Below are 14683 nucleotides of genomic sequence, written 5' to 3'. Positions count from 1 at the left end.
TAGCCGGCGGCTACCCGTCGGTGCGGCGGCTACTCGGGGAAGATCTGCCCGATGGGTTCGCGCTTCTCCGCCTGGAACGTATCCTCGGCCCGTCCATACGCCCAGTAGGCGGACAGCGAGAGCTGCTTGCGGTCCACCCCACGGTCGTCGGACAGGTAGCGCCGCAGCGCCTTGACCATCTCGCGCTCTCCATGGGCGAAGACCTGCACGCGGCCCTCGGGCCACTCCCCCGCCATGACGGCAGAAGCCAGCATCGCGCTCTCGGGGGTGACCGGTCCTCCGCGGTGCAACCAGCGCACGTCGATCCCGGCGGGCACGTCCAACGCGATCTCGTCCTCCGGTCCGGCGACCTCGAGGTAGGCGAAGCCCTTCGCGTCGGGATCCATGGTCTCCAGCGTCGCCGCGATCGCCGGCAGCGCGGATTCGTCCCCCGCGAAGAGGAACCAGTCGGCCTCGACATCGGGCAGATGCATCCCGCCGGGTCCGGAGAAACAGATCTTGTCCCCCGGCTGCGCGGACGCCGCCCACGGACCTGCGATGCCGTCGTCGCCGTGCACCACGAAGTCGATCTGCAGGGTGCCGGCCGCCTCGTCGACACTGCGAACGGTATAGGTGCGGCGCACGGGCATCTTGTTCGCCGGAAGCGCGGCGCGCAGGGCATCCATGTCGTACGGGGGCTCGAGTCCCAGCGCCGGATCGGCGAACAATAGCTTCACGTACTTGTCGGTGGCGTCCTTGTTGCGGAACTCGGCGAAGCCGGGCCCGCCGAACGTCAGCCGAACCATGTGCTCTCCCAGCGTCTCGCTCGCCACGACCTCCAAGACAATCAGCGGCCGGGCCGGACGTGCTGTTGGGGGAACGCTCACTCGATATCACTCCTCTGGGCGCCGGGTCCTTCGGCGCTTCGGTTTTCCCCAGCCAATCCCACAAAATGACGCAACGCAAACCGTGCGCACTGCCTGCGCTAGGATTAAGCCAGCTTCACGAGATGCGGCCAGCTTTGGGCTCCGACCCGGCCGCACACCAACCCCATGCTTAACGGGTGGTTCGGATGACGAAGCGGCCGGCGGCCCACTCGACGTCGGCAAGAGCAACGGAAGGGTCCCATGGGCTTCCACACCACCGCCTCGGGCGCCGATTCGCTCTGTTCCTCGTTCGACCCCGGACACCGCATCCACGTGGCGGCACTGCGCCGCGCGCTGGCGCTCCCCGCCGACTGGGTGACCGTTTCAGTCGAAGTCGGCGTGCCGGAACAACGGGTCGTCATCCACGCAGCCGACGGCGAAGCCGTCACCACACACACCCACGACGCGTTCCAGGTGGCCGCCCGAATGCGCGGGCTGCCCGCGGCCGCCCGCGAAGCACACGCGCCGCCGCCGCGGGATGAGGCCTCCCGCCTCCGGCCGTTGCACGGACCCGTGCCAGCGCGCTGGCGGTTCGTCTGGAACGAATCGGCCGGAATCCTCGGTCTGCCCGCGGACCGGCTGCGCCACGCCGGACGAGCCTACGTGAGCCTGTCCGCGAACCCGGTGCAGCCGTGTGCACTGGCCCACGAGGAATGCCTCGGGCGGGACTTCGCGGAACTGGCGGCCCGGCTGTCCTAACGGAAGACCGGCTCGCCCAGGAACTCCTCGAGGGCCTCCCGGCGCTCGGCGGGGATCCGCATCAGACGGGATTCCCCGGTGGAGAAGAAGGCCAGGGTCGTGGTGGCGCGGACGCACACTCCGCCGTCGACCGGGTCGTGGATCTCGTAGGCGAGGTCGAAGCTGGCCGCCTTGACCACCGAGATCCACACGTCGACCTCGGCCGGAACGTTGCGGTAGTCAAGCGGCGCGGCATACCGCACGCGGTGTTCCACCACGAGCGTCTGGGTGCCGGCGGGCACGGCGGAAAACAGGTCCACCATCGGCTCGTTGCCCGCCTTGCCCGTCCCGCCCGGGACGCCGAAGGCGGCGATGCGCGCTTCTTCCAGCATGCGGAGGAGGTTCACGTTGTTGATGTGCCCGTAGGCGTCCATGTCCGCCCAACGCATGGGCACCTGGACGCGGAGCCTGCGTCCGCTCACACCTTTTCCCCGCGGGCCTGCTTCTGCTCCACCGCGCGGAGTTGCTCGTCTTCCTGCACTCGCTGGTCCTCGGCGGAAACGATCCCGAGCTTCTCGAGTTCGGCGATGATCACGGCTCCGTCGGGGGCGTAGATCCAGGGCACGCCCGGCGTCGCGTCCACGGTGCCCATCGAGCGGCCGCCGGCCAAAACGGCCTCCGACGGCGTGAGCTGGCGGATCACGATCGCCCGGACGTTCTGCGGGTAGCGCTTGGCGAACTCCGCGTAGATCTCCGGGTCGTGCTGCCCGTCGTCGCCGACCAGCAGCCACCTCATCTGCGGGAACTCGTCCGCGAGTCGGCGCAGCTGGTCCACCTTGTGCTTCATGCCCGAGCGGAACCAGCGGCCCTCCGTCGGCCCCCAGTCGGTCAGCAGCAGGGCCCCCTCCGGGTAGAGGTTTCGGGTGAGGAACCGCGTGAGGGTCGGCGCCACGTTCCAGGCTCCGGTGGAGAGGTAGAGGACCGGGGATCCCGGACGCCCCCGCATCAGCCGCTCCATCATCACGGCCATCCCCGGGGTCGCCACGCGCGCGTGTTCGTTGAGCACGAACGAGTTCCACGCCGCCAACAGCGGGCGGGGCAGGGCGGTGACCACCACGGTGTCGTCGACGTCGGACACCATGCCGAAGTCCACGGCGGAATCGACTACGAAGACCCGGGCGGGTGCGTCCTCCGAACCCTCGCAGGAGAAGTGGACCGTGTGCCAGCCCGGCTCCAGGCCCACCTCGATCAGCGCGTCCAGCACGCCTCCCCTGTCGGCGTCGACCTTGTACTTGCGGCCCTCGACCGTGACGGTGACCTCTGCGTACGGCAGGGCCGGGGAGACGAAGTTCTTCCATCCGCGCACGCTGTCCGCGACGACCTGGGGCTTCGGAACGGCGATTTCGGGTCCCTCCGGGCGGGCCATCGAAATCCTGGCCAGCACGCGCACCCATCCGCCGTCCGGCGAACTCAGACCATAGCCCCTGAAGGAGGCGACCGATGCCACCATTCCCTTGGCGCGGGCGCCGCGCTCGCGGAAGGCGTGCCACGAATCCTCGAGGCGGACACCGAGGTGGCGGTGGGGCGTGTCGCTCTGGTTTCCTCGCATGCCGCAAGTCTTTCACGCCCGGCGGACGTTCGTGAGAATGGTGACATGGACCGCCTGACGCCCCAGCAGCGCTCCGCCCTGATGTCCCGCATCCGGGGCAAGGACACCGGTCCGGAACTGCGCGTCCGCCGGATCGCCCACGCCGCCGGATACCGCTACCGCCTGCATGGCCAGCTCGCCCGCGCCGCGGCGGCCGCCGCCCGCCGGGCCGCCCCGGACGTCCGGCTCGCGGGCGGAAAACTGCCTGGCAAACCGGATCTGGTGTTCGCATTCCGGCGCAAGGTGGTCTTCGTCAACGGGTGCTTCTGGCACCAGCACGACTGCCCCGCCGGCCGCCGGGCCCCGTCGTCGAACGCCGAATTCTGGCGCGCCAAGCGCGAGGGGAACGCAGCCCGGGACCTCCGGCACAGCGCGGCCCTGAGCACGCTGGGCTGGGACTCGCTGACTGTCTGGGAGTGTGAGCTGGCGGACCCGGACCGGGTATTGCGCTCGCTCGCGGCTTTCCTGGGCCCGACGGCGAACCCCTAGCTATTTTCTACGCAAAGTAGAATACTCAAGCCATGATGTTCACACACCCCGACGGCAGCCCCGTCCTCGTCCTCGACGCCGACCAGTGCTGGAAACTCCTCGCCGACGCCCGGCACGGCCGGCTGGCCACCGTTGTTGCCGGCGAGATCGACCTGGTGCCGGTCAACCATGCCACCGCCAACGGCCGGATTTATCTGCGGACCGCACCCGGCGGCAAGCTCGCCGGCCTGACCGTCAACCCGCGCGTTGTTTTCGAGGCCGACGGGATCCTCAGTGACGAGGCGTGGTCCGTCGTCGTCCGCGGAACGGCGCGAGTCCTGCAGACGGAGGCGGAGATCGAGGCGGCCCGCGACACGGGCGTGGCCCCGTGGCTGCCGACGCTGAAGGACTTCTGGGTGGAGATCGAACCGCAGTCGGTCAGCGGGCGCCACTTCCGGCTCGGACGCCAGCCGGAGCAGCTGGACGAGTCGTAGGGCCGCCGGCGCCGCCTCCGGCCCTACGCCCGGCCTGACGCGCCGTCCCCGAAGAGCCGTTCCTCTTGGGCCACGTACGTGTCCAGCAGGCGCAGGGCGCGCTCCCCCGAGGCGCCCTCCTGCCTCAGCCCCGCGCGCATCGTCTCGGCCTTGCGCGCACCGTGCGGGAAGGGCGGCAGCAGCGGCACGGACGCGTCGGTCTGGACGTCCAGCACCACCGGGATCTTCGATTCGAACGCCTCGTCCCAGGCCGCCCCGAGCAGTTCCGGATCCTCGACCGTAATCCCGCGCAGCCCCAGCACGTCCGCGTATCCGGCGAACGGGAAGGGCGGCAGGTCCTGCGAAGCGGCATACCGCGGGTCGCCCTCGGTTTCGCGTTGCTCCCAAGTGACCTCGGCCAGGTCGCGGTTGTTCAGCACGCACACCACAAACCGCGGATCGGCCCACTGCCGCCACAGCCGTGAAACCGTCACCAGCTCCGCGATGCCGCTCATCTGCATGCCGCCGTCCCCGACGAGCACCACCACGGGCCTCTCCGGCGCCAACAGCTTGGCGGCCAGTCCGTACGGAACGCCGCACCCCATGCTCGCCAGGGTGCTACTGAGGTGGGCGGGCACGCCGGGCGGCAGGCGCAGCTGGCGGGCGTACCAATAGACGCAGCTTCCGACGTCGATCGCCACCTGGGCGTCCGCCGGCAGCCGGTCGCTGAGCTCGCGGGCCACGCGCTCCGGGTTCACGGGTTCGGCCGGCGTCGCGGCCCGCTCCGCAGAGAGCCGATGCCAGTCGCCGACGGCCTGGGCGACCCGGCCGGCCCAGTCGCCGTCGGTCCGTGGCCGGAGCAGCTCCAACAACGCCGCCAGCGTGCCGGCGGCGTCGCCGACCAGCCCCACGGAGACGGGGTAGCGGTTGCCGATCTTGCTCGCGTCGTTGTCGATCTGCACCGCGCGGGCGGCGCCCGGCGGCGGGTAGAACTCGGTCCACGGGTCGTTTGATCCTACGATCAGCAAGGTGTCGCAGTGCTCCATCAGCCATCCGCTGGCCGACGTTCCGAGGTGGCCCATCACCCCGGTGCTGTAGTCCGCGGTCTCGTCGACGTGCGGCTTGCCCAGCAGGCTGGTGGTCACACCGGCCCCGAGCCGCCGGACGACGGCCTCGACCTCGTCCCGGGCGCCCGCCGCGCCCTGGCCGACCAGCAGCGCGACGCGGCGCCCGGCGTTGAGCAGCTCCGCGGCCGCCTCCAGCTCCGCGCGGCGCGGCGCGACGTGGGGCCGCTCGAACCTCGGAGCGGTCACCACCGTGCCGTGTTCGCGCTCGAGTTCCGGCGCCGGCATCTGCTGCACGTCGTGCGGCACCACCACCACGCACGGCGACGAGGTCGCCAACGCCGTCCGGAACGCCCGGTCCAGAACCATGGGCAGCTGCTCCGGATCGGACACCTGCTGGGAAAACCGTGCGGCCACGTCCTTGACCAGGGTCATCAGGTCGATCTCCTGCTGGTATTGCGAACCCAGCACGGACAGCTCCTGCTGTCCGACGATCGCCACCACCGGCACGCCGTCCAGCTTGGCGTCGTAGAGCCCGTTGAGCAGGTGGACCGCGCCGGGCCCCTGCGTCGCCGTCACGACGCCGACCCCTCCGCCGTATTTGGCGTGGGCCACGGCCATGAACGCCGCGCTTTCCTCGTGCCGGGCCTGGACGAACTCGGGTCCGTTCTCCGCCCGCCGCATGGCTCCCAGGAACGTGTTGATCCCGTCCCCGCTGTAGCCGAAGACGCGTTTGACGCCCCAGGCCTCGAGGCGTTCCACCATCGTGTCCGCCACCAGCCGCTGTTCCATCGACCCCGCCTTTCGGTCTTCGTCGTTGTCCGCCGCGTCGTCTTCCCTGCGTTCCTTATCCTTAGTACCACCCGCCCGCGGGGCGCCTGAAGACATAGAACGACGCCGGTGCCGCGCCTCGCGGTCGCAAGGCGCGGCACCGCCGTCGTGCCGGTGGGTTCCGTCGGTCAGACGGACCGGCGCAGCGGGACCTCCTTGATGCACAACACGCAGACGAACGCCACGAGGGCCACCGCGGCCGAGATCAGGAAGACGGCGGCCGTCGCGTCCCCGAATGCGCCCTGCACGATCGACTGCACGTTGTCCGGCAGCGCCGAGACGTCCATGGTGGACACCCCGGCGACCGGGCTGCCGCCGCCGTCGGGCGCGATCAGGTGGGCGGCGCGGAGCCCGTCCAGGGTGAGCGTGCCGACGCGTTCGGAGAGCACGGCGCCGAGGACCGCGACGCCCGACGCCCCGCCGACGGAGCGGAAGAACGCGACGGACGAGCTGGCCGTGCCGATCTGGGTGACCTTGACCGTGTTCTGCACGGCCAGGACCAGGTTCTGCAGCATCATGCCCATGCCCAGGCCGTTGAGCAGCATCCCCAGCGCGAGGATCCAGTACGGCGTCGCGTGGGTCATGGTGCCCAGCAGCCCCAGGCCGGACACGTTCAGCAGCGAACCGACGACCAGGAAGACCTTCCAGCGTCCGAAGCGGCTGATGAGCTGGCCGGAGACCACGGAGCCGACCAGGTTGCCCAGGATCATGGGCAGGGTGAAGACGCCGGCCATGGTCGGCGTCGCGCCGGCGGAGAGCTGGAAGAACTGGCCGAGGAACGCTCCGGAGCCGAACATGCCCACGCCGATCGCGATCGAGGCGACGATGGCCAACGCGGTGGTGCGCTGGGCGATGATCTTCAGCGGGATCACCGGTTCCGGGACCCGCGATTCGACGAAGAGCAGGACCACGATCATGGCCAGCGAGGCCCCGACCATGGCGGCCGTCTGCCACGAGGCCCACGCGAAGTGGCCGGCCTGGCCCACGAAGGACACCCAGATCAGCAGCGTGCTCACGGACGCGGTGACCAGCGTGGCTCCGGCCCAGTCGATGTAGACCTTGCGCGGGGTGTGCTTCAGGTGGAGCGTCTTGTGGATCAGCACCATGGACAGCAGCGCCAGGGGGATGCCGATCCAGAAGGTCCACCGCCAACCCAGGGGCGTGTCCACGATGAAGCCACCGAGCAGCGGTCCTCCGGCCGTCGCGACGGCCATGACCGCGCCGAAGTAGCCGGAGTAGCGGCCGCGTTCGCGCGGCGGGATGATGCTGCCGATGACCGCCATGCCCATGGCCGTCAGGCCGCCCATCCCGAGGCCCTGGATGACGCGCGCGCCCATCAGCATGGGGATGTCCTGGGCGAAGCCGGCCAGCAGGGATCCGATGACGAAAATGAGGATGCCGATCTGGGTCAGCCTCTTCTTGTCGAAGAGGTCCGCGAGCTTGCCCCAGATCGGCGTGCTGGCCGCGTTGGCGAGCAGGGCGGCGGTGATGACCCACGCGAAGTCGGTCTGCGAGCCGCCGAGTTCGGCCATGATGGTCGGGAGGGCGATGGACACGATCGTGGCCGCGAGCATGGCGGCGAAGAAGCTGGCCAGTACGCCGACGAGCGCGCGCAGGACCTCCTTTTGGGTCATCTGCGGGATGTCGGCCAGTGCGTCGCGTTGGGGCGGCGCGGCCGCGGCGCCCGTCCGGGGGTCGACGCCGGCGCTCACTTCGCGCCCCCGTCCGACTCGCGGGCGGCTGCGTGGCCGGTGGCCGCCGGGCCGGTTGCGCCGGCCGATTCGCGGGCGAGTCCCTCGCGCAGCACTCCCGAGATCTCGTCGAGGAGTGCGACGGCGTCCCGCGCCCGGGCCTCGTCCCAACCGTCCAGCAGTTCCCCGAGCAGCTCCGCACGGCGCGCCAGACCGCGCTCGACGGCGGCGTCCCCTTGCGCGGTGAGCCGGAGCAGTTGCGCCCTGGCGTCGCCGGGGTCGGCCTCGCGAACGACCATCCCGGCGGCCTCGAGTTCGGTGACGTGGCGGCTCAGCGCGGCCGGACCGACGCCGAGCCGGCGGGCTATGTCGGTGGCCCGGACCGGCTGGCTGTCGCCCACCCGGCCGAGGACCGCCTGTTGGCCGATGCCCGGCTCCCCCGGCCGCACGCCGGCGTACGCGACGCACTTGAGGACCTGGTGCAGGGACTGGACGCTGCCGACCAGATCGGCTGCCGTGGCGGCGTGAAGCGGCACGGGACTTCCCTTCGGGGATGTTGATGCGGGTTTCAAGGATCGGGCCGGGCCTTCTGATAGTTGACGAAGGCGAATATTGCCTCAAGCAACCATAGCCCGTTTTAGTTGCCCCTGTGAAGTAATGTGCCGCACCTCACCGGTCGTCCCGGCCGCTAGGCTGGCTTCGTGGATGCTTCCCAGAACGCCCGCCAACTGTCCGCCAACCTCCGCCGGATCGCCGAGGACGCCGCCACCGGCGTCGGGCCGATGCTCCGGGCGGCCTTCCGCTCCGACTTCCGCATCGACGAGAAGAAAAACCACCACGATCTGGTGACCGAACACGACCGCGCCTCCGAGGAGGCCATCGCGGCGCACCTGTTCGCCGCGGAGCCGGACAGCCGGATTCTCGGCGAGGAGGGCGGCCACCGCGGATCCGGCCGGATCGAGTGGATCGTCGACCCCATCGACGGCACCAGCAACTTCGCGCACGGCGTCGCGTTCTTCTGCGTCTCCATCGCCGCGGCGCTCGACGGCGAGCTGCTCGCCGGCGTCGTCTACGATCCCGTCGCCGAGCTGGTGTTCGCCGCCGACCTGGACGGCGCCTACCTCAACGGCGAGCCCCTTCGCCCCGCCGGCCAGTCCGACGAGGCCAGGGCGTCCATCATGACGGACTACCCCTCCGCCGAGGCCCTCGCGCTCGACGGGCAGCTGGGCCTCGATTCGTTCGCCGAGCTGGTGACGACGTACGCGACGCTCCGGCGCAAGGTGAGCGGCGCGCTGATGCTCGCGCACGTCGCCGCGGGGTGGGCCGACGTCACGATGGGCCTGGACACGAATCCCTGGGACATCGCCGCCGGGGCGCTGATCGTCCGCCAGGCCGGGGGCACGTACCTGCCGTTCCGCTACGACGACGAGGACCGCCCCGCGCAGGAGGCGCCCTGCTACGTCGCGTTCGCCCCCGGGTCCAACGCGACGACGGCGGTGCGCATCGTCGGGGACATCGTCGCCGCCCGCCGCGCCTCCCGTGCGGCGCCGCCCGCACTTTTCGACGAAGACTAGCCCCACCCTCCCCCGTTTCGACGAAGGTAGATGTCCGGATTCGGCCCAATAGCGACATCTACCTCAGTCGAAACGGGAGGGGCGGACAGCTGCCTTCGTCGAGGGGTCCGCTTTACGCGCGGGGAGCCCACACCTAGGCTCAGGACATGCCCGTCATGTTGCGCACGATCCAGACAGCCGTTCCGCCAACGATCCTCCACCAGGACCAGGCGCGCGACGTGTTCGCCGCCCAGCCCGGCCTCACGCGCCTCGGGCAGCGGCTGGTCGCCACGTCCTTCAACTCCGCGCAGATCAGTACGCGTCGCACCGCCGTCACCGAGCTGACCGTGGACAACGATTCCGCGGAGCCCGTCTTCTTCGACGCCCGCAGCGGCCTGCTGCTGAGCCCGAGCACGAAGGTCCGCAATGCGATCTTCGCCGAGCAGGCCGGACCCCTGTTCGTGGAGGCCGGCGGCAAGGCGATCGCCGCGGCCGGACTCGGCCCCGAGGACGTCACGCACGTCGTCACGGTCTCCTGCACCGGTTTCTACAATCCCGGGCCGGACTACCAGCTCGTCCGCGCGCTGGGCCTGTCCCCCTCCGTGCAGCGCTACCACCTCGGCTTCATGGGTTGCTACGCCGCCTTCCCTGCCCTGCGCGCGGCCAAGCAGTTCTGCGTAGCCGAGCCGAACGCCGTCGTGCTGGTGGTTTGCGCCGAGCTCTGCTCGCTCCACGTGCGCAGCTCCAACGACCCGGACACCATCATGGGATCTGCGTTGTTCGCCGACGGCGCGTCGGCCGCCGTCGTGACGGCGCGGGACCTGCCCGACGTCGGCGCTTCGCTGAGTTTGGACCACTTCGAAACCGTGCTCACGCCGGTCGGCGAGGATTCGATGGCGTGGAACATCGGCGACGAGGGATTCGAGATGGTGCTGGGGACCTACGTGCCGCACATCATCGACGACCACATCGTCGGCGCCCTGGAGCCGCTGTTCGCGCGGGATCCGTCGTTGGCGGGGACGGAGTTCGGCGACGTCGCGCACTGGGGCATCCACCCCGGCGGCCGCGCCATCCTGGACCGCGTGCAGAAGCGGCTGGGGCTGTCCGACGCGCAGCTCGTGCCGGCCCGGCGGGTCTTGCGCGACTACGGCAACATGAGCAGCGCGACCGTGATGTTCGTGCTCAAGGACATCCTCGACGCCGCGGAGCAGCCGGTGGCCGTGGCGGTGGGCGCGGGCGAGGCCGTCGTTGCGGGGGCTGCCGACGCCGCAGTTGTCGGGGCTGGCGAAGCCGTCGCCACCGGCGCTGGGGGCGGCGGGGGCGCTGCAGGTGGAGACGCTTCCGGCGGGAACCATCTGTCCGTGGCCCGCGCCGCGCGCGACGGCGACCGCGTGTGCTCGATGGCGTTCGGGCCGGGGCTGACGGTGGAGACGGCGCTGATGACGGTTCGCCTTCCCGATGCCGGGGCTTAGGCGCCGGCTGCCGCCGCGCCTCGGGTGGCCGCCGCGGGCCCGGCCGCCGCGGCTCCGTCCGCCTTTGGCCGCGCGTGACGCCACGGCCGTCGAGGAGATGGACCGCGCGGACGCCGACCCCGCGACGCTGCGCCGAACCTATGCGGCGTTTTGGCCGGTCAATTGGTGCTTCTCGCGCCCGGGACAGCTCTACGCCGAGTTCGTGCGGCCCCACCTGGCGCATGGCCGGACGGGCACGGTGCTCGATGTCGGTTCCGGCGGCGGCGACATCGCCGCCTACCTTGCCCGCCGCGCGGACCGAGACGGGTATTCGCTGCGCGTCACCGGCGTCGACCCCAACCCGGCGGCCCACGCGTTCGCGGCGGCGACGCATCCGGACGTGGAGTTTCGGCGGGCCACGAGCACCGACCTCGTCGCGGAAGGGGCGCGGTTCGACGTCGTTCTGTCCAACCACGTGTTGCACCACCTCACTCCCGCCGAATTCGAGGCACTGCTCCGCGACTCCGAAGAGCTGGCGGTCCATGCGGCGGTGCACGCTGACCTCCGCCGGTCGGCCGTGGCGTACGCGTTGTTCGCTGTCGCGGCCTTGCCGTTCGCGGTCCGCACGTTCATCCGGCGCGATGGGCTGACGTCGTTGCGCCGGAGCTATTCGCCGTCGGAGCTGCGGGCCGTTGCGCGGGCCGGGTGGAGCGTGGAGACGCGCGCGCCGTTCCGCAACCTGTTGGTGTTCCGCGGCGCGGGAAACGCAAGGGGCACCGGCGTCGTTCGCCGCTCCGTGGCCGGGGACTGATCGGGATCGGATCGTTCATGAGCGCCGACGGACCGGTCCTGATCGCCGGCGCGGGTCCCGCGGGGCTGTGCCTCGCCGTCTTGCTGGCGCAGCGCGGTGTGGCCGTGCGGGTGCTGGAGCCCGCGGTCGTTCCGGACGTCCACTCGCGCGCGATCGGTTTGCACCCTCCCGCGCTCGACGTGCTGGACCTTGCCGGAGTCGGGGGCCGGGCCGTAGCCGAGGGGGTCCGGATCCGGGACGGCGTGGCACTGTCCTCCGGACGCGAGGTGGCGCGGATTGATTTCGGCGCGGTTTCCGGCCGTCACCCGTATGTGCTCGCACTGCCGCAGGCGCGGACCGTGGCGTTGCTCGCCGAGCGGCTGGAGGAAGTCTCCCCCGGCTCGCTGGTCCGCGGTCGGCGGGTCACCGGGTTCAGTGTTGCCGGTTCCGCGGGCGCTGCTGGGCCAAGGGACGGCTCCGGCGCGGTCGCCGCCGTACGTGTCCGCACCGATGGCGGAGCGGACTCGGAAGCAATCGAAGGTGCCCGCCGGCTGGTCGGGGCCGACGGCGTGCGGTCCGCGGTCCGGGGGGCGGCGGGCTTGGCGTTCCGCGGGCGCGCCCATCCGGACCGTTACGCGATGGGCGACTTCCCAGACGCGACGGGTTTCGGATCCACGGCCGTCCTCTTCCTGCACGCCGCCGGGATTGTCGAGAGTTTCCCGCTGCCCGGCGGGACGAGGCGCTGGGTGGTTCGGTTGCGCGGGTCGGAGGACCCGGCGTCGTCCGCCGATACCGCGCGATGGATCGCCAAGGAGGTGCTCGCGCGGACCGGGCACTCGATCGACCCTGCGGGCTGCACCATGACGAGTGTTTTCGGGACGCGGCGGCGGTCCGTGGCGTCGATGGTCGCGGGCGCGGGCCTGGAGACCGCGGGGTCGGTGGTGCTGGTCGGTGATGCGGCGCATGAGATCAGTCCGATCGGCGGTCAGGGCATCACGCTGGGCCTGCAGGACGCGGCCGCTGTGGCGGAGCTGATTTGCGGGGGTACCGCCGGGCCCGAGGAATGGGTCGCCTTCTCGCGAAACCGGCTGTCCGCCGCTCGGATCGCCGGACGCCAGGCCCATCTGAACATGGCGCTGGGGCGACCGCTGCCCGCTTCGGTGCTGGCGATTCGCAACGGCGCCATGCGGTTGGCGTTGTCCGTTCCGGGCGTGCGGGACGGGGTGGCTCGGCGGTTCACGATGGACTTCTAGATTCGCCTATCGGTGGTTTCGATGTGCGTCATGAAGCGCCTGGCACCTGTGGACAACCCTGCGGGGCTGCCTTTTTCGCGTTATGATCGATTTACACGGAATGTCAATACTCAATGCACGAGGGGCCCATGAGTACGATCGCAACCGCCCGCTTCCGCTCCGCACTGGCCGTAGCCGCCGCAGGGTGTCTCGCACTGACAGCCTGCGCGGGCTCTCCCGAGTCCGAGGGGAGAACTTCGGAGCCGGCGACGCCCAGCACAACTGCATCGTCCTCGGCACCAGCCACGTCCAGTGCCCCACCACGTCCCCAAGCAGCCACATCGACGTCCCCCGCCAAGAACCTCCCGAAACCGAAGATGCCGGCGGAAGCCAAGGAGTTCACTAAGGAGGGGTACGAGGCCTTCGTCAATTACTGGTTTGAGGCGCAGAACTACGCGATTGCCACTGGGGACACGAAGCCAATGATGAACGTTTCCTACGCAAAGTGCGGCATCTGTACCGATCAAGCAGCTCTGGCAGACGCAACTACGGCAAACGGCGGGTGGCGTCGTGGCGGGGAGATCACGGTACAAACCTTCTACACGAAATTAGAAAAAGGCGAGCGTGACGTCTATGACGCCAGCATAGTTATCCGGCAAGAAGCAGGTGCACATATGAATGCAGATGGGTCGTCCAACGCCAACATCGAATCCCCGACAGAAAACGTCCAACCATTCACGGCATACGCGACGCATACGCCTGCGGAGAGCTGGAAAATGGTTGACATCCTCAGCGTACAAAGCATGGAAAAATGATCGAGTCCTTCGTTTGGGCGTCGTCGCTGGTCACCCTCTCGTTGGCGCTGGGGGCCCCTACTCCATCCGCGGATCCTGTCAAGCCTGAAGTGACTGGCAAATTCGGCGAAGGAAACGCCAACCTCGCGGGGTCCAATCTGCAGAACAGTCTGACCAAAGTATTTGGTCCGGTTGATGGCGGGGCGGGCGCTGGAGCTAGCGCGGCGCCCGTCCTCATCCCTAACAAACCAACTGTTTTCCAAACCTGGGCACCTTATTGCGCCAATCTCGCTACCGGCAACATCGACATTTCATGCATCGTCTTGACAGCCTCGCAGTGCCCCGAAGGAGATATGTACGTCACGGCGTACCGCTACACACTCGACAATCCCGAATTGATCAAAAGTGGAAATTATTGCGTGAGTGATGCCGCGACAGTGCCCGCCACACCCGAGAATCCGAGCAACCAACAAATCGCGCCTGTTTTGACAGCCCAAGAGTTCCGACAACTTTCCATACCACCATCTACGATTGAGATGGAACTTGACGGCTTTTCGCTGCGGAACGCGCACACCAACATCTATGCCTCGTCCGCAACCAGGACGCTGACGACGACGATCCTTGGACAGTCAGTCGCCGTCCGAGCAATTCCTTACGAGTACCGGTGGAACTACGGTGACGGTTCTAGGCGGACGACCAGCGACCCCGGTGCGCCGGTGAATGGCGAACCATTCGAAACGGAAACGGCCACCAGCCACGTCTACGCTGAAACAGGCGACTACCCGATCGGGCTGACCACTGTTTACACCGGACAATTCTCCGTAGCCGGCGGCCCGTGGATGCCGGTCGCCGGGATGGCCATGGTTCCCAGCCCCGGCGCCGAGGTGAGCGTGTGGCGGACCAAGAAAATCCTCGTCGACTCGAGCTGCGAGGAGAACCCCAACGGCCCCGGATGCTCCTCACCGTTCGACGAATAGTCGTTCGGGAAGAATTAGGACTACAGACTCGCGTGTCTGGGTTCCCCACCGCCGACGGACACACTCGAAATACTGCAGCCCACCGGTCCCGCGCCTGAGCGCGGACCCCGGCGGGCCGCCGTCGTACT

The 14683-nt window shown here is 69.4% G+C and carries 15 protein-coding genes and 1 riboswitch; of the genes, 9 read left to right on the top strand and 6 right to left on the bottom strand.

The window, feature by feature from the left end:
* Window positions 1–29: 29 nt before the first annotated feature.
* Window positions 30–866, bottom strand: coding sequence for a siderophore-interacting protein (locus AC0QSG_RS16035; protein ID WP_475376124.1), 837 nt, complete (start codon window positions 864–866; stop codon window positions 30–32).
* Window positions 867–979: 113 nt separating this feature from the next.
* A riboswitch (SAM riboswitch) is annotated at window positions 980–1097 on the top strand.
* Window positions 1098–1106: 9 nt separating this feature from the next.
* Here AC0QSG_RS16035 and AC0QSG_RS16030 point away from each other — a divergent pair.
* Entirely contained in the window at window positions 1107–1604 is a 498-nt protein-coding gene (locus AC0QSG_RS16030; protein ID WP_435727025.1) for a hypothetical protein, read from the top strand.
* Here the strand turns inward: AC0QSG_RS16030 and AC0QSG_RS16025 are convergent.
* Both AC0QSG_RS16025 and AC0QSG_RS16020 read right to left on the bottom strand, forming a co-directional pair.
* Window positions 1601–2065 (bottom strand): acyl-CoA thioesterase, encoded by a 465-nt coding sequence (locus AC0QSG_RS16025; protein ID WP_475376123.1) that lies wholly within the window; start codon window positions 2063–2065, stop codon window positions 1601–1603. The two genes, AC0QSG_RS16030 and AC0QSG_RS16025, sit on opposite strands and share 4 nt — an antisense overlap.
* A complete protein-coding gene (locus AC0QSG_RS16020) occupies window positions 2062–3192 on the bottom strand; it encodes an App1 family protein (RefSeq protein ID WP_475376122.1) in 1131 nt (376 codons plus the stop codon). The genes AC0QSG_RS16025 and AC0QSG_RS16020 overlap by 4 nt, the downstream gene beginning before the upstream one ends.
* 45 nt (window positions 3193–3237) lie before the next feature.
* Between AC0QSG_RS16020 and AC0QSG_RS16015 the strand changes: the two genes are divergently transcribed.
* Both AC0QSG_RS16015 and AC0QSG_RS16010 read left to right on the top strand, forming a co-directional pair.
* On the top strand, window positions 3238–3720 hold the full coding sequence (locus tag AC0QSG_RS16015; protein WP_475376121.1) for a very short patch repair endonuclease: 483 nt from the start codon (window positions 3238–3240) through the stop codon (window positions 3718–3720).
* 32 nt (window positions 3721–3752) lie between these two features.
* Window positions 3753–4193, top strand: coding sequence for a pyridoxamine 5'-phosphate oxidase family protein (locus tag AC0QSG_RS16010; protein WP_435727029.1), 441 nt, complete (start codon window positions 3753–3755; stop codon window positions 4191–4193).
* Window positions 4194–4216: 23 nt separating this feature from the next.
* Here the strand turns inward: AC0QSG_RS16010 and AC0QSG_RS16005 are convergent, their stop codons facing one another.
* From AC0QSG_RS16005 to AC0QSG_RS15995, 3 genes are all read right to left on the bottom strand, one after another.
* Complete coding sequence (locus AC0QSG_RS16005) at window positions 4217–6028, bottom strand: thiamine pyrophosphate-requiring protein (protein ID WP_475376120.1); 1812 nt, start codon at window positions 6026–6028, stop codon at window positions 4217–4219.
* A 167-nt stretch (window positions 6029–6195) separates the two neighbouring features.
* Window positions 6196–7701 carry an MFS transporter gene (locus AC0QSG_RS16000; protein ID WP_475377337.1) on the bottom strand — a complete coding sequence of 502 codons (1506 nt, stop codon included), beginning with the start codon at window positions 7699–7701 and terminating at the stop codon, window positions 6196–6198.
* Window positions 7702–7775: 74 nt separating this feature from the next.
* Window positions 7776–8294 (bottom strand): MarR family winged helix-turn-helix transcriptional regulator, encoded by a 519-nt coding sequence (locus AC0QSG_RS15995; protein ID WP_475376119.1) that lies wholly within the window; start codon window positions 8292–8294, stop codon window positions 7776–7778.
* A 165-nt stretch (window positions 8295–8459) separates the two neighbouring features.
* Between AC0QSG_RS15995 and AC0QSG_RS15990 the strand changes: the two genes are divergently transcribed.
* The 6 genes from AC0QSG_RS15990 to AC0QSG_RS15965 all read left to right on the top strand — a co-directional run bounded on the left by AC0QSG_RS15990 (window position 8460) and on the right by AC0QSG_RS15965 (window position 14555).
* On the top strand, window positions 8460–9332 hold the full coding sequence (locus tag AC0QSG_RS15990) for an inositol monophosphatase family protein (RefSeq protein WP_475376118.1): 873 nt from the start codon (window positions 8460–8462) through the stop codon (window positions 9330–9332).
* Between the two features lie 146 nt (window positions 9333–9478).
* On the top strand, window positions 9479–10783 hold the full coding sequence (locus AC0QSG_RS15985) for a type III polyketide synthase (RefSeq protein ID WP_475376117.1): 1305 nt from the start codon (window positions 9479–9481) through the stop codon (window positions 10781–10783).
* 64 nt (window positions 10784–10847) lie between these two features.
* On the top strand, window positions 10848–11573 hold the full coding sequence (locus tag AC0QSG_RS15980) for a methyltransferase domain-containing protein (protein WP_435727034.1): 726 nt from the start codon (window positions 10848–10850) through the stop codon (window positions 11571–11573).
* Window positions 11574–11590: 17 nt separating this feature from the next.
* Window positions 11591–12805 (top strand): FAD-dependent oxidoreductase, encoded by a 1215-nt coding sequence (locus tag AC0QSG_RS15975; RefSeq protein ID WP_475376116.1) that lies wholly within the window; start codon window positions 11591–11593, stop codon window positions 12803–12805.
* Window positions 12806–13161: 356 nt separating this feature from the next.
* Window positions 13162–13599 (top strand): DUF6318 family protein, encoded by a 438-nt coding sequence (locus AC0QSG_RS15970; RefSeq protein ID WP_475376115.1) that lies wholly within the window; start codon window positions 13162–13164, stop codon window positions 13597–13599.
* Window positions 13596–14555: a hypothetical protein gene (locus tag AC0QSG_RS15965; protein ID WP_475376114.1), complete on the top strand. Its 960-nt coding sequence runs from the start codon at window positions 13596–13598 to the stop codon at window positions 14553–14555. The genes AC0QSG_RS15970 and AC0QSG_RS15965 overlap by 4 nt, the downstream gene beginning before the upstream one ends.
* The last annotated feature ends 128 nt before the right edge of the window (window positions 14556–14683 follow it).

It is taken from the genome of Arthrobacter sp. LT660 (genome assembly GCF_056172845.1).
The sequence above is the reverse complement of the archived record's forward strand: the minus strand, read 5'-3'. Positions and strand labels throughout refer to the sequence as shown.